20 protein-coding genes are annotated in these 22,821 nt (G+C 71.1%); 12 read left to right on the top strand and 8 right to left on the bottom strand.

What is annotated here, in order from left to right:
- Positions 1-33 precede the first annotated feature (33 nt).
- Positions 34-1,239, bottom strand: coding sequence for a branched-chain amino acid ABC transporter substrate-binding protein (locus V3N99_01825; protein MEO3935473.1), 1,206 nt, complete (start codon positions 1,237-1,239; stop codon positions 34-36).
- A 479-nt stretch (positions 1,240-1,718) separates the two neighbouring features.
- On the opposite strand from V3N99_01825, the gene V3N99_01820 reads away from it, so the two are divergent.
- The 10 genes from V3N99_01820 to V3N99_01775 all read left to right on the top strand — a co-directional run bounded on the left by V3N99_01820 (position 1,719) and on the right by V3N99_01775 (position 11,083).
- Positions 1,719-2,144, top strand: a complete 426-nt coding sequence (locus tag V3N99_01820; protein MEO3935472.1) for a Rieske (2Fe-2S) protein — start codon at positions 1,719-1,721, stop codon at positions 2,142-2,144.
- Positions 2,145-2,164: 20 nt separating this feature from the next.
- A complete protein-coding gene (uvrC, locus tag V3N99_01815; GenBank protein MEO3935471.1) occupies positions 2,165-4,204 on the top strand; it encodes an excinuclease ABC subunit UvrC in 2,040 nt (679 codons plus the stop codon).
- A 37-nt stretch (positions 4,205-4,241) separates the two neighbouring features.
- The gene (rapZ, locus tag V3N99_01810) at positions 4,242-5,144 is read left to right on the top strand and encodes an RNase adapter RapZ (GenBank protein MEO3935470.1); all 903 of its coding nucleotides are present in this window, start codon (positions 4,242-4,244) and stop codon (positions 5,142-5,144) included.
- 3 nt (positions 5,145-5,147) lie between these two features.
- Positions 5,148-6,095, top strand: coding sequence for a uridine diphosphate-N-acetylglucosamine-binding protein YvcK (gene yvcK / locus V3N99_01805; GenBank protein MEO3935469.1), 948 nt, complete (start codon positions 5,148-5,150; stop codon positions 6,093-6,095).
- 32 nt (positions 6,096-6,127) lie between these two features.
- Complete coding sequence (gene whiA, locus V3N99_01800; protein ID MEO3935468.1) at positions 6,128-7,105, top strand: DNA-binding protein WhiA; 978 nt, start codon at positions 6,128-6,130, stop codon at positions 7,103-7,105.
- A 122-nt stretch (positions 7,106-7,227) separates the two neighbouring features.
- Positions 7,228-8,232 carry a type I glyceraldehyde-3-phosphate dehydrogenase gene (gene gap, locus V3N99_01795; protein ID MEO3935467.1) on the top strand — a complete coding sequence of 335 codons (1,005 nt, stop codon included), beginning with the start codon at positions 7,228-7,230 and terminating at the stop codon, positions 8,230-8,232.
- A gap of 15 nt (positions 8,233-8,247) precedes the next feature.
- Positions 8,248-9,462, top strand: coding sequence for a phosphoglycerate kinase (locus V3N99_01790; protein MEO3935466.1), 1,215 nt, complete (start codon positions 8,248-8,250; stop codon positions 9,460-9,462).
- A complete protein-coding gene (tpiA, locus tag V3N99_01785) occupies positions 9,462-10,271 on the top strand; it encodes a triose-phosphate isomerase (GenBank protein MEO3935465.1) in 810 nt (269 codons plus the stop codon). Before V3N99_01790 ends, tpiA begins: the two co-directional genes overlap by 1 nt.
- A gap of 156 nt (positions 10,272-10,427) precedes the next feature.
- Positions 10,428-10,673, top strand: coding sequence for a preprotein translocase subunit SecG (gene secG, locus V3N99_01780; GenBank protein MEO3935464.1), 246 nt, complete (start codon positions 10,428-10,430; stop codon positions 10,671-10,673).
- A gap of 59 nt (positions 10,674-10,732) precedes the next feature.
- Complete coding sequence (locus V3N99_01775) at positions 10,733-11,083, top strand: RNA polymerase-binding protein RbpA (protein MEO3935463.1); 351 nt, start codon at positions 10,733-10,735, stop codon at positions 11,081-11,083.
- Between the two features lie 47 nt (positions 11,084-11,130).
- On the opposite strand, the gene pgl is transcribed toward V3N99_01775, so the two are convergent.
- From pgl to tkt, 6 genes are all read right to left on the bottom strand, one after another.
- Positions 11,131-11,859 (bottom strand): 6-phosphogluconolactonase, encoded by a 729-nt coding sequence (pgl, locus tag V3N99_01770; protein MEO3935462.1) that lies wholly within the window; start codon positions 11,857-11,859, stop codon positions 11,131-11,133.
- Complete coding sequence (gene opcA / locus V3N99_01765) at positions 11,856-13,085, bottom strand: glucose-6-phosphate dehydrogenase assembly protein OpcA (GenBank protein ID MEO3935461.1); 1,230 nt, start codon at positions 13,083-13,085, stop codon at positions 11,856-11,858. Before opcA ends, pgl begins: the two co-directional genes overlap by 4 nt.
- 46 nt (positions 13,086-13,131) lie before the next feature.
- On the bottom strand, positions 13,132-14,673 hold the full coding sequence (gene zwf, locus V3N99_01760; GenBank protein ID MEO3935460.1) for a glucose-6-phosphate dehydrogenase: 1,542 nt from the start codon (positions 14,671-14,673) through the stop codon (positions 13,132-13,134).
- Complete coding sequence (locus V3N99_01755; protein MEO3935459.1) at positions 14,670-16,337, bottom strand: glucose-6-phosphate isomerase; 1,668 nt, start codon at positions 16,335-16,337, stop codon at positions 14,670-14,672. The genes zwf and V3N99_01755 overlap by 4 nt, the downstream gene beginning before the upstream one ends.
- Positions 16,334-17,446: a transaldolase gene (tal, locus tag V3N99_01750; protein MEO3935458.1), complete on the bottom strand. Its 1,113-nt coding sequence runs from the start codon at positions 17,444-17,446 to the stop codon at positions 16,334-16,336. Before tal ends, V3N99_01755 begins: the two co-directional genes overlap by 4 nt.
- An 82-nt stretch (positions 17,447-17,528) precedes the next feature.
- Complete coding sequence (gene tkt, locus V3N99_01745) at positions 17,529-19,766, bottom strand: transketolase (GenBank protein ID MEO3935457.1); 2,238 nt, start codon at positions 19,764-19,766, stop codon at positions 17,529-17,531.
- Between the two features lie 300 nt (positions 19,767-20,066).
- Here tkt and V3N99_01740 point away from each other — a divergent pair, with 300 nt between their 5' ends.
- The gene (locus V3N99_01740; protein ID MEO3935456.1) at positions 20,067-20,993 is read left to right on the top strand and encodes a heme o synthase; all 927 of its coding nucleotides are present in this window, start codon (positions 20,067-20,069) and stop codon (positions 20,991-20,993) included.
- A 293-nt stretch (positions 20,994-21,286) separates the two neighbouring features.
- Here V3N99_01740 and V3N99_01735 read toward each other — a convergent pair whose 3' ends face one another.
- The gene (locus V3N99_01735; protein MEO3935455.1) at positions 21,287-22,219 is read right to left on the bottom strand and encodes a COX15/CtaA family protein; all 933 of its coding nucleotides are present in this window, start codon (positions 22,217-22,219) and stop codon (positions 21,287-21,289) included.
- Between the two features lie 130 nt (positions 22,220-22,349).
- Between V3N99_01735 and V3N99_01730 the strand changes: the two genes are divergently transcribed.
- Entirely contained in the window at positions 22,350-22,676 is a 327-nt protein-coding gene (locus tag V3N99_01730) for a methyltransferase (GenBank protein ID MEO3935454.1), read from the top strand.
- Positions 22,677-22,821 lie beyond the last annotated feature (145 nt).

Below are 22,821 nucleotides of genomic sequence, written 5' to 3'. Positions count from 1 at the left end.
CACGGGTGAGTCACTGGCCGGTGAGGCCCAGGTCTAGCTGGCGGAGCCGACGTCTCCGAGCGAGACGATCTTGCCGTCCTTCTGCTGGAAGAGGTTGACCGTGCCGACGCCGGCCGGCAGGTCGCCGTTCGCGCCGAACTTGATCGTGCCCGTGATGCCCGTGAAGTCGGCCTTGGTGACCTGCGCGTTGACCGACGCCCGGTCGACGGTGCCGGCAGCCTTGGCCGCCTTGATCGCGTCGATCAGCAGGTTCGCGGCGTCGAACGCCTCGGGGGAGTAGGTGGACGGCGGGGTGTTGAACTTCGTCTGGTAGGCCGCGGTGAAGGCCTTCGAGTCCGGGGCCACCGTCGCGTCCTGGCAGCCGCAGCTGAAGTACCAGCCATTGCCGGAGGCGCCGGCGCCGGAGGTGAAGACCGAGGACTTCACGCCGTTGCCGGCGGAGCGGAGACCGGTGTAGTCGACTGCGGTGAGGGCCTTGGCGAGCAGTGCGGCCTGGGCGTCGTAGCCGCCGTAGAAGAGGGCGGTGGCGCCTGACTGCTTGATGGTCTGGGCCGTGGCGCCGTAGTCGGTGGTCTTCGCGTCGACTCCCGCCGTCACGACCGCGATGCCCTTCGTCTTGAGCTCCTTCTCGACGGCTCCGGCCACGCCGGCGCCGTAGTCGGACAGGTCGTTGAGCACGAAGACCTTCTGCGACTTCTTCGCGAGCCAGTCCGCCATGGCGGGACCTTCGGCGAAGTCGTTGGGGACGATGCGGTGCCAGGTCTTGAAGCCCAGGGTCTGCAGGGTCCCGTTGCTGGCCGAGGGGTTGACGATGGCCAGCTGGGCATTGCCGTAGTCCTGGCCGACGGCCTTGCTGGTGCCGGAGAAGGAGGGTCCGACGACTCCCATCACCGTCGCGTCCTGCAGGACCTGGGCCGCGGCGGCCGGGGCCTTGGAGGCGTCGCCGCCGTCGTCGGCCTTGAGCAGCTTGAGGGTGAAGCCGAGATTGCCCGAGGCATTGGCCTGCTCGATGGCGAGCTCGACGCCGTTGACCTCGTTGATGCCCAGCTGCTGGTTGTCACCGGACAGCGGGCCCTGGAAGGCGACGGTGTAGGTCGACCCTCCGGCGGCACCGCCACCCGTGGCGCCCGCACCGAGTCCACCTCCCGTGCTCGTGGACGAGTTGGAGCAGGCCGACAGGACCAGGGCTCCGGTGGCACCGAGAGCGGCCAGGTTGACGAGAGTGCGTGTCCGCAGCAAGTAAGTCCTCCAAAGATCTGCCGACAGGAGCGTCGGTCGTGCCAGTGCGCCGAGGTCGGCGCGGCTCCGGGCCGTCGCGGCCCGGTGCGCCCACACAGTGGTCCATCCGAGTGGGGGGTGTCAAGGGATGCGACACACCTGTGACCTCATGGAGTCCGAAGGTCCTGCTCGGGACGTTCGAGCAGGTCAGAGCGCTCGGAAGGGTCGTTCGGGGTCGCCGACAACGGCACGGACGAACCGCTGCCCACGACGCTACTGGTCGCATCCGACGCCGTGGCCGGGACCCGTCTCTCGTGTCCTTCTCGTAATAATCCGATGTCAGCTCCGACTGACGGAATCCGCGCCTCGCGGGGTCGCGCGGCGGACGCGAACCATTCGTGACCGTTGGGCGTTGGGCGTGGGGACGACGACACCCGCGCGGGCGTCCCCAGCTGGTCCGCTCGCGCCCGCCTCCATCGCCCAACCTCCCAGGAGCACCCATGACGCAGCCCCAGGTCGACCGCCGCACCCTCGTCCGCTCTGCCTGTGCGCTGGGGGTCGGGACAGCCGCCGTGGTGGGCCTCGGCGGGTGCGGCTCGTCCGGCCCGGCCCCCGCCTCGGGTGCGCCCGCGGGCGGTGCGGCCACCGGGACGACCGTGCCGGTCGCCGACATCCCCGTGGGCGGCGGGAAGATCGTCGGCGACGTCGTCGTCACCCAGCCCACGAAGGACTCGTTCAAGGCGTTCAGCGTCGTCTGCACCCACCAGGGCTGCCCGGTCTCCAAGATCGAGGGCGGCCAGATCGAGTGCACCTGCCACGGCAGCATGTTCGACATCGCCACCGGGGCGCCGAGCCAGGGACCGGCCCGGCAGCCGCTGGCCCCCCGGACCGCCACGGTCAAGGGGACCGACGTCGTCGTGTCGTAGGTCCGACCTACGCTGGGGGCGTGGCTGATCCCTCGACCTACCGTCCGAAGCCGGGGGAGATCCCTACCGACCCCGGGGTGTACCGCTTCCGCGACCGCGACGGGCGGGTCATCTACGTCGGCAAGGCCAAGTCACTGCGCCCGCGACTCTCGTCCTACTTCCAGGACATCGCCGCCCTGCACCCGCGGACCGCGACGATGGTCCGCACCGGGGCCAGCGTCGAGTGGACGGTCGTCAAGACCGAGGTCGAGGCACTCCAGCTCGAGTACTCCTGGATCAAGGAGTACGACCCACGCTTCAACGTCAAGTACCGCGACGACAAGTCCTACCCGTTCCTCGCCGTCACGCTCGGCGAGGAGTTCCCCCGGGCGCAGGTCCTGCGCGGCGTCAAGCGGAAGGGCACCCGCTACTTCGGTCCGTTCTCCCACGCCTGGGCCATCCGCGAGACCCTCGACCTGCTGCTGCGTCCCTTCCCGATGCGCACCTGCTCGTCAGGGGTCTTCAAGCGGGCGGCGGCGAGCGGTCGCCCCTGCCTGCTGGGCTACATCGACAAGTGCTCCGCCCCCTGCGTCGGACGGGTCTCCGAGCAGGAGCACCGTCAGATCTCCGAGGACTTCTGCGACTTCATGGCGGGCAACACCACCAAGTTCGTCGCACGCATCGAGCAGCGGATGAAGCAGGCCTCGGACGACCTCGAGTTCGAGCTCGCGGCCCGGCTGCGCGACGACATCGGTGCCCTCCAGCGCGCGCTCGAGAAGTCGGCGGTCGTGCTCGGCGACGCGACGGACGCGGACGTCTTCGCCCTGGCCGACGACGAGCTCGAGGCCGCGGTCCAGGTCTTCCACGTGCGAGGCGGCCGCATCCGCGGACAGCGCGGGTGGGTCGTCGAGAAGGAGAGCGAAGAGCTGCCCGACCTCGTCTGGCACCTGCTGCTGCAGGTCTACGGCGACCAGGGCGCGGACGCCGTCCCCCGCGAGGTGCTGGTCCCGGTGATGCCCACCGACGACGACGCCGTCCAGGTCTGGCTGAGCGACCTGCGCGGGTCCCAGGTCGACCTGCGGGTGCCCCAGCGCGGCGACAAGCGGTCGTTGATGGAGACGGTGCATCGCAACGCGGAGCAGTCACTCGCCCGCCACAAGGTGGCTCGGGCCGGCGACCTCACCGCCCGGAGCCTGGCCCTGCAGGAGATCCAGGAGGTGCTCGAGCTCGAGGACGCACCCTTGCGGATCGAGTGCTTCGACGTCAGCCACGTGCAGGGCACCAACGTCGTCGCGTCGATGGTCGTCTTCGAGGACGGGCTGCCCCGCAAGGCGGAGTACCGCCGCTTCATCGTCCGGGGGGCACTCGAGCCGGGGCTCGACGGCGAGCTGGCCACGATCGACGACACCGCCGCGATGCACGAGGTGCTCACCCGGCGCTTCGCCCGCTATCTCGGCGACCGGGAGCGGGAGGCCGAGGCCCTCGCGGCGGAGGCGTCTGCGGTGACGCGTGGTCCGGCGCTCGAGGTCGACGAGACGGGTCGGCGCTCAAGCGGCCCGATCGACGAGGAGACCGGTCGGCCGCGCCGGTTCGCCTACCCACCCAACCTCGTGGTGGTCGACGGGGGCCTGCCTCAGGTCAACGCTGCGCGCGCCGCCCTGTCCGCGCTCGGGGTGGACGACGTGGCGATCGTGGGCCTGGCCAAGCGCCTCGAGGAGGTCTGGGTGCCGGGTCAGGACTTCCCGGTGATCCTACCGCGCACGAGCGAGGGTCTCTACCTGCTGCAGCGGCTGCGCGACGAGGCGCACCGCTTCGCCATCACCTTCCACCGTCAGCGGCGCTCCAAGGCGATGACGACGTCGGCGCTCGACGGCATACCGGGTCTCGGTGAGACGCGCCGCGGGGCCCTGCTGAAGGCCTTCGGCTCCGTGAAGAAGCTGCGGGCCGCGTCCGTCGAGGAGGTGGAGCAGGTGCCGGGCATCGGGCCCGCGGTCGCGGCGACGGTGGTCCAGCGGCTGCGCGTCGAGGGCGCGACCCTCACCCCGGCGGTCAACCTCACCACCGGTGAGGTGCTCGACTGACGGGGGACCGCGGATGGGCCCTACTAGGGTGGGAGCCATGAGCGAGCAGCCGGCCCCCGCAGGAGCCGGAGAGCCCATCGTCGTCCTCACCGGCATGAGCGGGGCCGGACGGTCGACCGCCGCCAACGTGCTCGAGGACCGCGGGTGGTACGTCGTCGACAACCTGCCGCCCCAGATGCTTCCCCAGCTGCTCGAGCTGCACGCCGACTACCTCACCCGGCTGGGGGAGGGCCGGTTGCCCCGTCTGGCTGCCGTGGTCGACGTGCGCAGCCACGGCATCTTCGCCGACTTCGGTAGCATCATCAGCGACCTCGGCCGCACCGGGCACCGACCCAACATCGTCTTCCTCGACGCCACCGACGAGGCGCTCGTGCGCCGATTCGAGAGCGTGCGCCGCCCGCACCCGTTGCAGGGCAAGGGACGGCTGCTCGACGGCATCCTGCGTGAGCGCGAGCTGCTCGGCGAGCTGCGCTCCGAAGCCGACCTGATCGTCGACACCTCAGGGCTCAACGTCCACCAGCTCAGCTCGAAGGTCTCGTCGCTCTTCGAGGAGGGTGGGCGCGCCCAGATCCGGCTCGCCGTCATGTCCTTCGGCTTCAAGTACGGCGTGCCGCTCGACGCCGACTTCGTCTACGACATGCGCTTCCTGCCCAACCCCTTCTGGGTGCCGGAGCTGCGAGCTCTCTCCGGCCGCGACGCCCCGGTGGCCGACTACGTGCTGGCCCAGCCCGGCGCTCTCGAGTTCGTCGACGCGGTGGTGGCGCTGATGGTCCCCGTCGTCGACGGCTACGTGCGCGAGGGGCGGCGCTACAGCACGCTCGCCGTGGGGTGCACCGGGGGCAAGCACCGGTCGGTGGCGATCGCCGAGCGTCTGGCGCGTGAGCTGGCGAGCGACCGGGTCGAGACCTTCGTCGTGCACCGCGACTTCGGGCGGGAGTGACCCGTGGCGGGACCGGGTCGGGAGACGCGTGTCGTCGCGCTCGGCGGTGGGCACGGTCTCGCGGCGTCGCTGGCGGCGCTCAAGCTCGTCACCGACCGGGTGACGGCCGTGGTCACGGTCGCCGACGACGGGGGCTCGTCGGGGCGGCTGCGGGACGAGTTCGCCGTGCTGCCACCGGGAGACCTGCGGATGGCGCTCGCGGCGCTGTGCGACGACACCGCGTGGGGACACACCTGGCGTGACGTGCTCCAGCACCGGTTCGCCGGTGACGGGCCACTGGGTGGGCACTCGCTCGGCAACCTGCTCATCGTGTCGTTGTGGGACCTCCTCGGCGACACCGTGGGCGGGCTCGACCTGGTGGGGCGCCTGCTCAACTCGCGGGGCCGGGTGCTGCCGATGTCCGGGGTGCCCCTCGAGATCGAGGCCGACGTGCTCGACCGCTGGGGGGTGACGAGCACGGTGAGGGGACAGCACCGCGTGGCGACGGCGAAGGGGCGGGTCGAGGAGGTGCGCCTGCGCCCGTCGGACGCACCGTGTCCCCCCGAGACCCTGGGCGCCATCCACGACGCCGACTGGGTGGTGCTCGGCCCCGGCTCGTGGTTCACCTCGGTGCTTCCGCACGTGCTGGTGCCGAGCCTGCGCGATGCCCTCGCGTCGACCTCGGCGCAGCGCCTGCTCAATCTCAACCTGGAGGTGAGCACCGATGAGACCAAAGGGTTTCGGGCTGCCGACCACCTGGCGTCACTGGTGCGGCACGCGCCGGGTCTGACCTTCGACGTCGTGCTGGCCGACCCCACCACGCTCGAGGGCCCGCAGGGGCACGACGACCTCGAGGCGGCGGCCAAGGCCCTCGGGGCCGAGCTCGTGGTCAGTCCGGTATCGCGGCTGCGCGACCGGGGCCAGCACGACTCCCTCCGCCTGGCCGCCGCATATCGGGACATCATCGGCTAAGGTCGCTCGAGACCGATGGCAGGATGGTGCGCATGGCGATGACGGCGAAGGTCAAGGACGAGCTGAGCCGCCTACCGGTGACGAAGCCCTGCTGCCGCAAGGCCGAGGTGGCGGCGACGCTGCGTTTCGCGGGTGGTCTGCACATCGTCGGCGGCCAGATCGTGGTCGAGGCCGAGCTCGACACCGCGCAGGCGGCTCGTCGGCTGCGGATGTTCATCGGTGAGGTCTACGGCCACCGGTCGGAGGTGCTCGTGATGTCGGCCGGCGGCCTGCGCAAGGGCAGCCGGTACGTCGTGCGGGTGGTCGAGGAGGGCGCCACGCTGGCCCGCCAGACGGGGCTCGTCGACTCGCGCGGACGCCCGGTGCGCGGTCTGCCGCCCAAGGTCGTGAGCGGCGCTGCCTGCGATGCCGAAGCCGCTTGGCGCGGAGCGTTCCTCGCCCATGGTTCGCTCACCGAGCCGGGGCGCTCGTCGGCCCTGGAGGTGACCTGCCCGGGGCCGGAGGCGGCCCTTGCCCTGGTCGGTGCGGCCCGACGGCTCGGCATCTCGGCCAAGGCTCGGGAGGTGCGCGGGGTCGACCGGGTCGTCATCCGCGACGGCGACGCCATCGCCGCGATGCTCACGAGGCTCGGCGCCCACGACGCCGTGCTCGCCTGGGAGGAGCGGCGGATGCGTCGCGAGGTGCGCGCCACGGCCAACCGCCTGGCCAACTTCGACGACGCCAACCTGCGTCGCTCCGCGCGCGCCGCCGTCGCAGCGGGGGCTCGGGTCGAGCGGGCGATGGAGATCCTCGGCCCCGAGATGCCCGACCACCTGCGCCAGGCGGGCACGCTGAGGCTGGAGCACAAGGAGTCGTCCCTCGAGGAGCTGGGCCAGCTGGCCGATCCGCCGATGACCAAGGACGCGGTGGCCGGGCGGATCCGTCGCCTGCTGGCGATGGCCGACAAGCGTGCGGAGGACCTCGGCATCGCGAGCACCGAGGCCAGCCTCACCGCCGACATGCTCGACTGACCGGCAGACGGACGGGCAGGTCCGGTCGTCCGAGCCGGGCACTAGGGTGGATGACGGCGCGGAGCCGGGCACGGCGGCCGCCCGACCCACGACAGACCCACCATCGGAAGGCTCGACCACCCATGACTGTCCGCGTAGGGATCAACGGCTTCGGCCGCATCGGCCGCAACTTCTTCCGGGCCGTGCGGGCCGCGGGCGCCGACATCGAGATCGTCGCCGTCAACGACCTGACCGACAACGCCACGCTCGCCCACCTGCTCAAGTACGACTCGATCCTCGGCCGCCTCGACGGCGAGGTCACGCACACCGACGACGAGATCGCGGTCGACGGCCAGGCGTTCAAGGCCTTCGCCGAGCGAGACCCCTCCGCCCTGACGTGGGGCGCCCTCGGTGTCGATGTCGTCATCGAGTCCACCGGCTTCTTCACCGACGCGACCAAGGCCAGGGCGCACGTCGACGCCGGGGCGAAGAAGGTCATCATCTCGGCGCCCGCGAGCAACGAGGACGTCACCATCGTGATGGGCGTCAACCACGAGCAGTACGACCCCGCGACCCACACGATCATCTCCAACGCGTCGTGCACCACGAACTGCCTCGCGCCGATGGCGAAGGCCCTCAACGACGACCTCGGCATCGTCAAGGGCCTCATGACGACCATCCACGCCTACACCCAGGACCAGAACCTCCAGGACGGTCCTCACAAGGACCTGCGTCGCGCCCGTGCCGCCGCCCTCAACATCGTGCCGACCTCGACCGGTGCGGCCAAGGCGATCGGGATCGTCCTGCCCGAGCTGAAGGGCAAGCTCGACGGCTTCGCGCTGCGGGTGCCGATCCCCACCGGGTCGGCCACCGACCTCACCTTCGAGTCGGGCCGCGAGACGACTGCCGCCGAGGTCAACGCGATCGTCAAGGCCGCGGCCGACGGCCCGCTCAAGGGATTCCTCAAGTACACCGAGGACCCCATCGTCTCGTCCGACATCGTCACAGACCCGCACTCGTGCATCTTCGACGCCGGCCTCACGAAGGTCCTCGGCAACCAGGTCAAGGTGGTCGGCTGGTACGACAACGAGTGGGGCTACTCCAACCGGCTCGTCGACCTCGTCGTCCTCGTCGGCCGCGACCTCTGACCGGCCGCTGACCCGTTGAGAACTCTTGCCGACCTGCTGGCGGGTGACCTGCACGGCACTCGCGTGCTCGTGCGCTCGGACCTCAACGTCCCCCTGGACGGGGAGACGATCACCGACGACGGTCGCATCCGGGCGTCCGTACCGACGATCCGCGAGCTCTCCGAGGCGGGCGCACGCGTGATCGTGTGCGCCCACCTCGGGCGGCCGAAGGGCGCGCCCGAGGCGAGGTACTCCCTCGCCCCCGTGGCGGCCCGGCTCGGCGAGCTGCTCGGGCGGGCGGTGACCTTTGCCGGCGACACCGTGGGCGAGTCCGCGCGGGCCGCCGTCGCAGGAGCGTCCGACGGCGACGTCGTCCTGCTCGAGAACCTCCGCTTCAACCCCGGCGAGACGGCCAAGACCGACGACGAGCGGGCCGAGTTCGCCGGCCAGCTCGCCGGGCTGGCCGACGCCTTCGTCTCCGACGGCTTCGGGGTCGTCCACCGCAAGCAGGCCTCGGTCTACGACGTGGCCCGGCTCCTCCCCTCCTACACCGGCGGGCTGGTGACCACCGAGGTCGCCGTGCTGCGGCGGCTGACCGAGACCCCCGAGCGTCCGTATGCGGTGGTGCTGGGTGGCGCCAAGGTCTCCGACAAGCTCGGCGTCATCGGCAACCTGCTCCAGACCGCCGACCGCCTGCTCATCGGCGGCGGCATGGTCTTCACCTTCCTCAAGGCCCAGGGCCACGAGGTCGGCACGAGCCTGCTCGAAGCCGACCAGGTCGACGTCGTCAAGGGCTATCTGCGCGACGCGGCAGAGAGGGGCGTCGAGATCGTGCTGCCGGTCGACGTCGTGGCGGCCGACGCGTTCTCGGCCGATGCGGCGCACGAGGTCGTGGCCGCTGACGCCATCCCCGCAGACCGGATGGGCCTCGACATCGGCCCGGAGTCGAGCCGGCTGTTCGCGCAGAAGCTCGCCGACGCACGCACGGTCTTCTGGAACGGCCCCATGGGAGCCTTCGAGATGGCGCCGTACGCCGAGGGCACCCGTGCCCTGGGCCAGGCGCTCGTCGACGTCACGGCGGCCGGCGGCCTGACCGTGGTCGGTGGTGGGGACTCGGCTGCCGCCGTCCGTCAGCTCGGCTTCACCGACGACCAGTTCGGGCACATCTCCACCGGCGGTGGGGCGAGCCTGGAGTACCTCGAGGGCAAGCAGCTGCCCGGCATCACCGTCCTCGACGAGGAGCAGGCCTGATGGCCGCGCGCCAGGCCCCCGCCGGACGGACGCCGCTGATCGCCGGCAACTGGAAGATGAACCTCGACCACCTGCAGGCGACCCACCTCGTGCAGAAGCTTGACTGGACCCTGCGCGACGCCAAGCACGACTACGCCGCGGTCGAGGTGGCGGTCTTCCCGCCCTTCACCGACCTGCGATCGGTCCAGACCCTCGTCGAGGGCGATCGGCTGCTGCTCCGCTTCGGTGCCCAGGACCTCTCGCGGCACACCGCGGGGGCCTACACGGGTGAGGTCTCGGGCACCTTCCTGGCCAAGCTGGGGTGTACCTACGTCGTCGTGGGCCACAGCGAGCGTCGGGAGTACCACGCCGAGACCGACGAGACCGTCGCGGCGAAGGTGACAGCCGCCTTCCAGCACGGGCTGACACCGATCCTGTGCTGCGGCGAGGGGCTCGACGTGCGCCGGGAGGGCGGCCACGTGCCGTTCGTCCTCGACCAGCTGCGAGCCGGTCTCACCGGGGTGAGCAAGGAGGCGGCCCGCACCCTCGTCGTGGCCTACGAGCCCGTGTGGGCCATCGGCACCGGCGAGGTGGCAACCCCCGACGACGCGCAGGAGGTCTGCGCGGCGATCCGGACGCTGCTGGCCGAGCTCTACTCCGGCGATGTCGCCGATGCGGTCAGGATCCTCTACGGCGGGTCGGTCAAGGCAGCCAGCATCGCGTCGATCATGGCGCAGGAAGACGTCGACGGCGCCCTCGTCGGAGGCGCGTCGATCGACCCGACCGAGTTCGCCGCGATCTGTCGGTACCGCGACCACGTGGGTCTCTGAGCGCTCTGACCAGGCCCTCGACCACCGTGGGGAGTCCGTGTCCGGGCACGTCTCCCCACGGGGGTGGGGTAGCCTTGCCCGGTCGGGTTGCCGCGGGATCAACCACGGCCGCCGACCTCCTCAGACACCACCGAACCGACAAGGACACCCCGCAGCGTGAACGCCGTGAAGATCGGGCTCGACGTCGTCCTCGTGCTCGCCAGCCTCTTCCTCATCCTGCTCATCCTCCTGCACAAGGGCAAGGGTGGCGGCCTGTCGGACATGTTCGGCGGCGGGATGTCCAGCTCCCTCGGCGGCTCGACGACGGCCGAGCGCAACCTCGACCGCTTCACCATCGCCATCAGCATCATCTGGTTCGTCACGGTCGTCGGTCTGCAGCTGCTGACCCGCTTCGCCAACTGACCCACGCCCCACAACCCCACCTGCCCCGGGGGGGGCACCCGACGGAAGGACACGATCTGATGGCTGGCGGAAACGCAATTCGAGGCAGCAGGGTCGGCGCAGGGCCCATGGGAGAGGCCGAGCGCGGCGACGCCGCCCCTCGGGTGATCATCTCCTACTGGTGCTCCAACGGCCACGAGACCACTCCCAGCTTCGCCCACGAGTCCGGGCTCGCTCTGCCCGTGACCTGGGACTGCCCGCGGTGCGGGCTGCCTGCTGGTCAGGACCGGGCCAATCCTCCCGCGGCCCACAAGGTGGAGCCCTACAAGACCCACCTGGCCTACGTCAAGGAGCGTCGCTCCGACGCCGACGGCAAGGCGATCCTCGACGAGGCGCTCACGACGCTGCGCGACCGCGGCCTCATCCAGTAACGACCCCGGCACCCCTCGACGCTGCGTCACGTCGGGCGCGGGTTCCGTCAGGGGGTGGCGGCGTCCTGGTCGACGAGCCACCTCGTGGCCTCGGTGCCGTGCACGCCGCCGGCCGGGACGTCCCAGCGGTCGACCCCGGGCGCCAGGGCACGCGAGACGGCCTGCGCCTTGTCGGGTCCTGAGACCAGGAACCAGACCTCGCGGGCGCGACCCAACCGCTCGAAGGTCAGACTGACGCGGTCGGCGGGTGGCTTGGGCGAGTCGTGCACCGCCACGGCGGGGGTCCCCTCGCTGCGCTGCGCCTCGTGGTGCGGGAACAGTGACGCGACGTGGCCGTCGGGGCCGACGCCCAGCAGGACCACGTCGAAGAGGACGTCGCCGTGGGCAGCGAGGGCCGCGGCATACGCGGAGGCGCTGTGCTCGGCCGACTCGCTGCTGTCCGGGCCGGCGACCCGCATGACCCTTCTGGGGTCGAGCCCGAGGGTGCTCAGCCCGGCCATGTCGTTCTGGGTGTCGTTGCGGTCGTCGTCACCGGCCACGAGATAGCGCTCGTCACCCCACCACACCCACACCGTCGACCAGTCGACGGCCGAACGCCCTGCGTCGGCGACCAGTGAGGTGATGACCGCCGAGCCCATCGAGCCACCGGTGAGGACGACGTGGGCCTCGCCTCGTGCGGCCTGGGCGTCGAGCAGGGCCGTCGCGAGGCGGGCACCGGCCGCGTCAGCCAGGGACTGCTTGCTCGGGTGGACGACGACCTGGGTCGTCGTGGTCATGTCAGCTCGGCGGTGGTCGCGGAGGGACGCCGAGTGGCGGCGGCCTTCTTGGGCTTGTCCTTCGCGGGAGCGGACGAGCCCGACGCCCGGGCGACCTCCTTCTCACGAGGAGTCGGCTTCTCGGCCAGCTTGCGGGTCGTCGCGTGCTTGACCTGCCCCTCGTCGCCGGTCTGCGGCGGCTCCGGCGCCGTGACCATCTCGGAAGCCAGCGCTGCCGAGGGGTTGTGGGCCAGCTCACGCGAGATGCGTCGCGACTCCCCGGCTGACATGAGGTCGCCGTCGGCGGCTGCCTCGCTCGCCGTCTTCGAGGCCGGGGTCAGGGTCGGCAGGCCGCGGACCAGCGTCTCCGCGTAGACCTCGTCGGCATCGAGCCGACGCAGCTCGTCGGCCAGGCACTCGGCCAGGCCGCGACGCTTCAGGCTGATCCGCCGGTCGGGCTGGCTGGGTTGGGAGAGCGTCGCGATGACGCCGTCGGGGCGGGCGAGGTCGATCGGGCCGTTCTCCCGGTCGAGGCGCACGCTGACGACGCCGCTGCCGGCCTTGGTGCGCACCCGCTCGACGGGCACCTTCAGCGTGACCGCGAGCCAGGCGGCCAGCATGTCCGACGACGGTGAGTCGACCGCGCCTGCGACCACCGCCTGGGTGACCGGCAGGAACGGGGGTCCGTCGAGGGCTGCGGCGAGCAGCCCTCGCCAGAGCGTGATGCGGGTCCAGGCCAGGTCGGTGTCACCTGGGACGTAGGTCTTCGCCAGCTTCTTGAGGGCCGCCTTGGGGCTGGGTGCCTCGGCGGCGTCGGTGATGCGGCGCTGGGCCATCAGGGCGATCGGGTCCTTGCGCAGGTCGGCCGGGGCCTCGTGCGGCCACCAGGCGACGACGGGGGAGTCGGGCAGCAGCAACGGCACGACGACCGACTCGCCGTGGTTGGCCAGGGCGCCGAAGAGACGCAGGATGACGACCTCGCTCGCCCCCGCGTCACCACCGACGCGGATCTGGGCGTCCATGCGGTTGGTGCCGCGCCGGTTGCCCGCGACGACCACGATGATGCGGCAGGGGTGCTGGCGGCTCGCGTCGTTGGCCGCCTCGATGATGTCCTCGGCCTGCGTGTCATCGACGACGATCACCAGCGTCAGCACCCGTCCGAGGGTCATCGCACCGACGTCGTTGCGCAGCTTGACCAGCTTCTTGCTGACCGAGACGCTCGTGGTCTTGGGCAGGTCGATGATCACGGCGTGCCCCCGGTCTGTCGAGCGGTCACACGGTTCTGGGGTGAGGTCATGGCATCCTCCAGGTGCGGTCGTCCCGGGCCATCATGTCGTCGCTGGCCTTGGGTCCCCAGCCCCCCGCGGGGTAGGGCTGCGGCTTGCCGTGAGTCGTCCACCACGCCTCGATCGGGTCGAGGATCTTCCACGACAGCTCGACCTCCTCGTGGCGGGGGAAGAGCGGCGGCTCGCCCAGCAGGACGTCGAGGATCAGTCGCTCGTAGGCCTCGGGAGACGACTCGGTGAACGCGTTGCCGTAGCCGAAGTCCATGGTCACGTCGCGCACCTCCATCTGGGCACCGGGCACCTTGGAGCCGAAGCGCATGGTGATGCCCTCGTCGGGCTGCACCCGGATGACGATCGCGTTCTGGCCCAGCTCCTCGGTCGCGGTGTCGTCGAAGGGCAGGTGCGGGGCCTTCTTGAAGACGACGGCGATCTCGGTGACCCGCTTGCCGAGGCGTTTGCCCGTGCGCAGGTAGAAGGGGACTCCCGCCCACCGGCGGGTGTCGACCTCGAGCTTGACCGCGGCATACGTCTCGGTGACCGATCCGGTGGCCACACCGTCCTCGTCGAGGTAGCCGACGACCTCGTCGCCACCCTGCCAGCCGCCGGCGTACTGCCCGCGCTGGGTGTCGGCGTCGATGTCGGCCGGCACCCTCACGGCCGAGAGGACCTTCTCCTTCTCGGCGCGCAGGTCCTTGGCGTTGAACGAGACCGGCTCCTCCATGGCCGTGAGGGCCAGGAGCTGGAGCAGGTGGTTCTGGATGACGTCGCGGGCCGCGCCGATGCCGTCGTAGTAGCCGGCTCGACCGCCGATGCCGATGTCCTCGGCCATGGTGATCTGCACGTGGTCGACGTAGTTCGCGTTCCAGATCGGCTCGAACATCTGGTTCGCGAAGCGCAGGGCGAGGAGGTTCTGGACCGTCTCCTTGCCGAGGTAGTGGTCGATGCGGAAGACCGAGTCGGACGGGAAGACGCTCTCGACGATGGTGTTGAGCTCACGGGCGCTGGCCAGGTCGTGGCCGAAGGGCTTCTCGATCACCACGCGCCGCCAGCTCTCGCCGCTGGTCTTGGCCAGGCCAGAGCGCTCGAGCTGCTCGCAGACCTCGGAGAAGAAGCCCGGGGGGATGGAGAGGTAGAACGCGAGGTTGCCGCCCGTGCCGCGCTCCTCCTCGAGGCTGTGCACCGTCTTCGCGAGCAGGTCGTAGGCCGCCGGGTCGTCGAAGGTGCCCGGGACGAAGCGGAACCCCTCGGACAGGTTGCGCCACACGTCCTCGCGGAAGGGGGTGCGGGCGTGCTCCTTGACCGACTCGTAGACGACCTGGCCGAAGTCCTGGTCGGCCCAGTCACGGCGGGCGAAGCCCACGAGGCAGAAGCCCGGCGGGAGCAGGCCGCGGTTGGCCAGGTCGTAGATCGCCGGCATGAGCTTCTTGCGGGACAGGTCTCCGGTCACGCCGAAGAGGACCATGCCGCACGGTCCGGCGATACGGGGCAGCCGACGGTCGCGGGGGTCGCGCAGGGGGTTGGCGCCAGGAGCGACGCGCGCGGGAGTCATGCGTCTGCGGTGGTGACGCCGAGGGCTGCGGTGACCTGCTCGAGGCCCGCGCCGTGGTCGGTCAGGTGCAGGTGCAGCACCGGCCGACGGTGGTCGTCGTCGGCGAGCACCGCCGCGTCCCCAGCAGCCTGCGAGGCGATGAAGTCACCGAAGGTGAACTCCCGTCCCGGGATGGCGAGGTCGTCGAGCGGGGCCGCCGTCAGCTGGAGGTAGACGCCCACGCGGGGACCCCCCTTGTGGAACTGGCCGGTGGAGTGCAGGAACCGCGGCCCCCAGCCGAAGGTCGTCGGGCGCCCGGTGCGGGTCGCCACGGCGCGCCGAGAGGCCGCGAGGGGAGCATCCTCGAGACGGTCCAGGTAGGCCATGATCGACACGTAGCCGGCCTCGGGGTCGACCTGGGCGAAGAGCGCCGAGAGGGCATCCGCCACGGTCGTCGCGTCGCCGAGCCATCCCTCGGCACCGCCGATGGCGTGGATCTCGACCGAGCCGTCGACGGCATCGGGCTCGGAAGCAGAGCCCAGCCCCTCGTCGAGCAGCGCACGGGCGGCCTTCTTGGCGCTCTCGACGTCGGGCTGGTCGAAGGGGTTGATACCCAGCAGTCGGCCGGCAGCCGCCGTGGCGACCTCCCACAGCAGCATCTGCGCCCCGAGCGAGCCACCGACGAACACCGCGCTGCTGGCCGGGTCGACCTGCGGCGAGTCGCCGTCGCCGTCGCCGTCGCCGTCGAGGCTCACCAGGTGGACCACCGTGACGTCGGCTGCGGGGTGGCTGACCTCGGGGTCGGCGTCGTCGGACACGACGACGGGCAGCACCCCGGTGCCCTGCTTGCCGGTCGACTCGGCGATAAGCTGCTCGGCCCAGTCGGCGAAGCCGACGATGCCCGAGCCCTCGTCGACGAGGACGAGCTTGTCACGCAGCGGGTCGGTACCGGCCATGGCCGCAGCCAGGCGCAGGGCGGGGTTGCCGTCGTCGTCGGCGGCGAGCAGGTCGGCCACGGACTCGGCGTCATCGAGCAGGGCCTCGATGTCGACACCCGCCAGACCGCTCGGCACGAGCCCGAAGGCGGTGAGGGCGGAGTAGCGACCACCCACGTCCGGGTCGGCGTTGACGACGCGGTAGCCCTTCTCGCGAGACTCCTTGTCGAGCGGGCTACCCGGGTCGGTGACGATGACGATGCGGGTCGCCGGGTCGATGCCCGCCTGCGTGAACGCGGCCTCGTAGGCCCTGCGCTGCGAGTCGGTCTCGACGGTCGATCCCGACTTGCTCGAGACGACGACGATGCTGCGCTCGAGGCGGTCGGCGATCGCCGCCCGCACGTAGTCGGGGTCGGAGGAGTCGAGCACGGTCAGCGGCACCCCGGCCGTGGCGCAGATCACCTCGGGGGCCAGCGACGAGCCACCCATGCCGCAGAGGACGACGTGGTCGAGGCCCTGGCTGGTCAGCTCGTCGCGGATAGCCGCGACCTCACCGACGAGGGGGCGCGAGCTGCGCGGCAGCCCGACCCACGACAGGCGGATCGCCGACTCGCTCTCGGCGTCGGGCCCCCACAGCGTGGCGTCCCGGGCAAAGAGCCTGGAGGCGAACCCGGCCTCGACGAGGGCGGGGACGTGCGCGGCGACGGCGTCGGCCGCAGGCCCGGAGGCAGTGACTGAGATCGAGCTCACTTGCCCGCCTTCTCGAGGTTGGCCGTGACGGTCTCGAGCAGCTCGCCCCAGGCCTGCTCGAACTTGTCGACGCCCTCGACCTCGAGCAGCGCGACGACATCCGGGTAGGACACACCGAGGCCCGAGAGGTCGTCGAGGACCTTCTGCGCCTGCGCGTAGTAGCCGGTGATGGTGTCACCGGAGACCTCACCGTGGTCGGCCGTGGCGTCGAGCGTCTTCTCGGGCATCGTGTTGACGATGCCGGGGGCGACGAGGTCGACGACGTACATCGTGTCGCGGTAGGCCGGGTCCTTGACGCCGGTCGAGGCCCACAGCGGTCGCTGCGGCTGGGCACCGGCCGCCTTCAGTGACTCCCAGCGAGGGGTCGAGAAGACCTCCTCGTAGGCCTGGTAGGCGAGGCGCGCGTTGGCGACACCGGCTTGGCCCTTGAGGGCACGCGCCTCGTCGGTGTCGATGGCGTCGAGCCGCTTGTCGATCTCGGTGTCGACACGCGAGACGAAGAAGGAGGCAACCGACTGGATGACGCTCAGGTCCTTGCCGGCCGTGTGCGCCTGCTCGAGCCCCTCGAGGTAGGCGTTCATCACGGCGCGGTAGCGCTCGAGCGAGAAGATGAGGGTGACGTTGACGCTGATGCCCTCGGCGATGACGGCCGTGATGGCGGGCAGCCCCTCGACGGTGGCAGGGATCTTGATGAGCACGTTGTCGCGGTTGACCGCGTCCCGCAGCTGCTTCGCCTGCTCGATCGTCCTGTTCGTGTCGTGGGCCAGGCGGGGATCGACCTCGATGGAGACCCGGCCGTCGACCCCGCTGGTGTCGGTGAACAGGGTGCTGAAGACGTCGCAGGCGTTGCGCACGTCGTCGGTGGTCATCGCGAAGACGGCCTCCTCGACGTCCTTGCCCGCGGCGGCGAGCTGGGCGACCTGGTCGTCGTAGGCGATGCCCTTGGACAGGGCGGCCTGGAAGATCGAGGGATTGGTGGTCACGCCGACGACGTTGCGGGTCTTGACGAGCTCGGCGAGGTTGCCGGTGTTGAGCCGGTCGCGCGAGAGGTCGTCGAGCCAGATGCTGACGCCGGCGTCGGAGAGGGCCTGGAGGTTGGCGTTGGTCATGGTCATCGCTTCCTTGGCGGGTGGTGCGTGTGGACTGCGGGGAGGTGCGCGGCGGGCCCGCAGGCCCGCCGCGACCGGTGGCTCAGTGAGCGGAGACGTCGGCCTTGTCGGCTGGGGCGGTGTCGTCGTGCGAGGGCGTGGTGGCCGTGGTCACCGGCGCGGGCACTGGCCCGGAGGACCGGACGGCCTTGAGGGAGCCCTTGGCCGCCTTGACCGTCTCGGCCGCGGTGATGCCGAACTCGCGGTAGAGCGTGGTGACGTCGGCCGAGGCACCGAAGTGGTCGAGCCCGATGCAGCGGCCGGCGCCGCCGACGACGTCGTGCCAGCCGAACGTCACCGCGGCCTCGATGCTGACCCGCGCCCGCACGGCCGAGGGCAGGACCTTCTCGCGGTAGGAGCGTGACTGCTCCTCGAACCACTCGCGGCAGGGCATCGACACGACGCGCGTGCGGACACCGGACTTCTCGAGCGTCGCGCGCGCCTCGATGGCGATGGCGACCTCGGACCCGGTCGCGATGAGGATCACCTCGGGGGACGCCGTCCCGTCGGGGCCGCCGTCGATGAGGACGTAGGCGCCCTTGGCGGCGCCGGAGGCCTTGGCGTAGACCGTGCGGTCGACGACCGGCAGCGGTTGGCGGCTGAGCGCGAGCCCGGCCGGGCGGGCCTTCTCGAGGATGGTGCGCCAGACGACGGCCGTCTCGTTGGCGTCGGCGGGGCGGACCACGTCGAGCCCGGGCATGGCCCGCAGCGACGCGAGGTGCTCGACCGGCTGGTGGGTGGGACCGTCCTCGCCGAGGCCGATCGAGTCGTGGGTCCACACGTAGGTCACCGGCAGGCCCTGGATGGCGGCCAGGCGCACAGCGCCGCGCATGTAGTCGGAGAAGACGAGGAACGTGCCTCCGTAGGGTCGGGTCAGGCCCTCGAGGGCGATGCCGTTCATGATCGCGCCCATGCCGAACTCGCGGATGCCGAAGTGCAGGGTGCGGCCGTAGGGCCCGCCCTTCCACTCGTCGGTCTGCTTGCCCGTCGGGATGAAGGAGGGCTCGCCCGCCATGGTCGTGTTGTTGGACTCGGCGAGGTCGGCCGAGCCGCCCCAGAGCTCGGGCATGACGTCCGCCAGGGCGCTCAGCACCTTGCCGGACGCGGCGCGGGTGGCCATGCCCTTCTCGGTGTCGGTCGGGAAGGTCGGCAGGGCCTTGCCGAGACCGGCCGGCAGCTCGGCCCGCACGAGCCGGTCGAGCAGGGTGGCGCGGTCGGGGTTGGCCTTGCGCCAGACCTTGTAGCCCTTGTCCCACTCCTTGTGGGCGGCCTTGCCCCGCTTGACGACCTGACGGGTGTGAGCGAGGACGGGCCGCTCGACGACGAAGTCCTTGCCGGTGGGGAAGCCGAGCAGCTCCTTGGTGGCGGCGATCTCGTCCGGGCCGAGGGCCGAGCCGTGAGACTTGCCGGTGTTCTGCTTCGTCGGCGCAGGCCAGGCGATGATCGTCTTGAGCAGCACGAGCGTGGGCTTGTTCCGTACCTTCTTGCCGGCCTCGATGGCGGCATACAGGGCGTCGATGTCCTCGACGTAGGCGTGCCCGCCCTCGTCGTCGGCGGCGTTCTGGCGCCAGTCGACGACGCGCACGTCCCACCCGTAGGCCTCGTAGCGCTTGGCCACGTCCTCGGAGAACGAGATGTTGGTGTCGTCCTCGATCGAGATGTGGTTCTGGTCGTAGACGAGCGTGAGGTTGCCCAGCTCCTGGTGGCCGGCGAGCGCTGACGCCTCGTGGCTGACGCCCTCCATGATGTCGCCGTCGGAGGCCAGCACGTAGACGTGGTGGTCGAAGGGGCTCTCGCCCGGCTTCGCGTCGGGGTCGAGGAGCCCACGCTGACGGCGCTGGCCGAAGGCCATCCCGACGGCCGACGCCAGACCGGAGCCGAGCGGGCCGGTCGTGATCTCGACCCCCTTGGTGTGGTGCACCTCGGGGTGACCGGGGGTGAGGCTGCCCCACGTGCGCAGCGCCTGCAGGTCGCTGACCTCGAGGCCGTAGCCGGAGAGGAAGAGCTCGACGTACTGCGTGAGCGACGAGTGCCCGCACGACAGCACGAAGCGGTCGCGCCCCAACCAGGTCGGGTCGCTCGGATCATGGGTCATGACCTGCTGGTAGAGCAGATAGGCCACCGGCGCCAGCGACATCGCGGTGCCGGGGTGGCCGTTGCCGGCCTTCTGGACGGCGTCGGCGGCGAGCAGGCGGGCGGTGTCGACAGCGCGGATGTCGAGGTCGCTCCAGCCCGCCTTCTTCGCGATCGGTGTGGGCAGGTCGGTGCTGCGCTTCGCGATGGGCGATCCGGCGCGAGCAGCTGTGGTGGTCACTGGTGACGTCTCCTTCGAGGGTTCGCGTGCACTCCCAGGCATTCACGACCGAGCCTAGTGCCCGACGTGACGTGCACGACATCTCGGGGGGCTGGGCGAATGCCTGTTCTCGTGCTAGGGGTCTCTCCAGTTGCACGTACCCGGGAGTGTGCGATGTTCCACGCTGCCCGGGGCAGGCGAGACGACGGTCGGGCGACGGTTAGACTCGGGGGGTATTCGCACCCGATACCGAAGGACATCGTGACCGCTCTCGACCCGCGCGCCGGGCTGTCGACGACTCCCGGACCTGGAGGTCACGGAGCGCTCTTCACCCTCGGGCAGTACGTCGCCCTGACCAAGCCGCGGATCATCGAGCTGCTGCTGATCACCACGGTGCCGGTCATGTTCCTGGCCCAGCGCGGCGTCCCCTCGCTGTGGCTGGTGGTCGCCACCCTCATCGGGGGCACGCTCTCGGCCGGGGCGGCCAACACGCTCAACTGCTACGTGGACCGCGACATCGACGCGGTGATGCACCGCACGAGCACCCGGCCCCTGGTCACCGGCACCATCTCGCCGACCGCGGCTTTGGTCTTCGGTGGAGCACTCACCCTCGGCTCGACGCTCTGGCTCGGGCTGCTCGTCAACTGGCTCAGCTCGGGTCTCGCCCTCGCCGCGCTCCTGTTCTACGTCGGCGTCTACACGATGCTGCTCAAGCGCCGCACGACCCAGAACATCGTCTGGGGCGGCGCGGCCGGGTGCATGCCCGTCCTCGTGGGCTGGGCCGCCGTGACCGACACCGTGTCCTGGTCGGCAGCCATTCTCTTCGCCGTCATCTTCTTCTGGACGCCCCCGCACTACTGGCCGCTGTCGATGAAGTTCAAGGACGACTACGCCGCCGCCCACGTGCCCATGCTGCCCGTCGTCGAGCGCTTCGTCGTGGTCGCCCGCCAAGTCGTCGCCTACGCGTGGGTCATGGTCGCGACGTCCCTGCTGCTGGTCCCCGTGGGCGACATGGGGTGGGTCTACCTCGTCGGCGCCGTGGTGTCAGGTGCGGCGTTCCTCGCGGAGGCGCACCGCCTGCTGCGCGCGGCCGAGGCCGGAGCCGGACCCGAGGTGCTCAAGCCGATGCGGCTGTTCCACTTCTCGATCACCTATCTGACGATCCTCTTCGTCGCGGTCGCGGTCGACCCGCTCGTGCACGTCGCCATCCGCTGACCCCGGGCTATGGGCCGACGGCCCGATGGTGAGCGCGTGTCCCGGGGCTGAGCGTGAGCGCGAGACGGAGTCGAGGGGTGGGGCTCCCCGGCCGACTGACGACCACTGCCTGCTCGCCGGCACCGTCGTCGTTCACGCCCGCGAGAGTGCCCGCGGCTGCGCTGACCCGGAGGCGTCGTCGACTTCTTGCGGCTGGTGCCCCTTCGTGCCCCGTCAGATCCCCAGCACAGGGCTTCAACCGCAAGAAGTCCGTATGAACGGGCGCCTACCCGTCAGGGGGCTCACCTCTCGGCTCAGACGGAGGCGCGCTCGCGTCGCGACGGACGGGCGCCGGAGTCGTCGGCCGGCCGGGGCGACACGGCCAGCACGAGGACCGCTGTCGCGGCCGCCACGAGCAGCGAGGCGCCGACGAGGTGCAGGGCCACGACGGTGATCGGCAGGCCGGTGTAGAACTGCACGAAGCCGATGACGCCCTGGGCCAGCTCGACGACGAGCAGCACCCGGGCGGCGCGGGCGAGCACGCCGCGGCGCACCACCAGGCACAGCCCCAGGGTGAGGGCGAGCAGCACGTAGACCGAGGCGGCGTGCACGTGGCTCGTCGTCTCGGGGGCCAGCCCGTTGCGGGGGGCGTCGACGTCACCGGCGTGCGGGCCGCTGCCGGTGACCACCGTGCCGAGCCAGACGACGACCCAGGTGACCGCGTACGTCGCGACGGCGAGCCGGCGGGCGACCAGCCCCGCGTTCGGAGCAGCCCCGGCGGGCCGGCCCGTGGCGCGCACGCGCAGCAGCAGCCACGTCGAGGCGGCGACCAGGGCCATCGAGAGCACGAGGTGCAGGGCGACCACCCACGGGTTCAGACGGGTCAGAACGCTGATGCCGCCGATGACCCCCTGGAGGGGGACGCCGGCCGCGATCAGCCCCGCGTGCCACCGCAGCGACCGGGTCGAGCCGGCCCACCGCCAGACGACGACGAACGTGGCCACGACGACGGCGATGAGCACGTAGGTGAGCATCCGGTTGGAGAACTCGATGACCCCGTGCACACCCAGCTCGGAGTGCGGCACGAACGAGTCGGTCGTGCAGCGAGGCCAGGTCGGGCAGCCCAGACCCGAGCCGGTCAGCCGCACCAGGGCGCCGGTCAGGATGATGACGGCGTTGGCCGCCAGGGTGGCCCACGCCCAGCCCTCGACGGCTCTGGAGCGGGTGCGGAGAGGGGCAGCGGTCACCTCTCCAATGTAGGTGAGCCGCCGGCGTGTCGACTCGCGAGGTCGGGCGGGGAGACCCGAGTGAGACCGAGCGCTCACTCATGATCTTGAGCGGCGGGGCACGCCCTGGCCGTGGGACCCTCCGCAACGACTGGTCGCCACCGGGCCGTACGCCTACTTGGCCAACCCGATGCAGACGGGCACCGTGGCGCTGCTGGCCGGCCTCGCGGCGCTCGCCGGGTCGTGGTCGCTGCTGGCCGTGACCGGGAGCGCCGTCGTCTTCTGTGTCGCCCTCGCCGACCCCCACGAGCAGGCCCGGCTCGGACGGCGCTGGCCGCAGTGGGACGACTATCACACGGGGTGCGGTCCTGGCTGCCCCGGACGACGCCGTGGGTCGAGGCCCCCGCCACCGTCTACCTCGCCCGCTCCTGCGGGGTCTGCACCGACACCGAGCGGATGCTGCGGCTGCTTCCGGTGACCGGTCTGCGCTGCGGCTGCCCGGGGTGGTCGCGGTCGTGCAGCTCGTGGTCGACGCCTTCGGGGGCGGGCCGAGGTCGGTGGGCCCGGCGGGCGGGGGCAGCGAGGGGCCGCCGTCGATCCGTGCCACAGTGGGGCGGTGCGCA

It is taken from the genome of Dermatophilaceae bacterium Soc4.6 (assembly GCA_039889245.1).
Classification (GTDB): domain Bacteria; phylum Actinomycetota; class Actinomycetes; order Actinomycetales; family Dermatophilaceae; genus Lapillicoccus.
This window is presented reverse-complemented; position numbering and strand designations above follow the sequence as displayed.

What these genes read in the sequence shown, in the direction of transcription:
- gap (MEO3935467.1), top strand. Translation starts at nt 7,228, where the DNA reads ATGACTGTCCGCGTAGGGATCAACGGCTTCGGCCGCATCGGCCGCAAC.
- V3N99_01820 (MEO3935472.1), top strand. Translation starts at nt 1,719, where the DNA reads ATGACGCAGCCCCAGGTCGACCGCCGCACCCTCGTCCGCTCTGCCTGT.
- rapZ (MEO3935470.1), top strand. Translation starts at nt 4,242, where the DNA reads ATGAGCGAGCAGCCGGCCCCCGCAGGAGCCGGAGAGCCCATCGTCGTC.
- tpiA (MEO3935465.1), top strand. Translation starts at nt 9,462, where the DNA reads ATGGCCGCGCGCCAGGCCCCCGCCGGACGGACGCCGCTGATCGCCGGC.
- V3N99_01775 (MEO3935463.1), top strand. Translation starts at nt 10,733, where the DNA reads ATGGCTGGCGGAAACGCAATTCGAGGCAGCAGGGTCGGCGCAGGGCCC.
- pgl (MEO3935462.1), bottom strand. Translation starts at nt 11,859, where the DNA reads ATGACCACGACGACCCAGGTCGTCGTCCACCCGAGCAAGCAGTCCCTG.
- whiA (MEO3935468.1), top strand. Translation starts at nt 6,128, where the DNA reads ATGGCGATGACGGCGAAGGTCAAGGACGAGCTGAGCCGCCTACCGGTG.
- zwf (MEO3935460.1), bottom strand. Translation starts at nt 14,673, where the DNA reads ATGACTCCCGCGCGCGTCGCTCCTGGCGCCAACCCCCTGCGCGACCCC.
- tal (MEO3935458.1), bottom strand. Translation starts at nt 17,446, where the DNA reads ATGACCAACGCCAACCTCCAGGCCCTCTCCGACGCCGGCGTCAGCATC.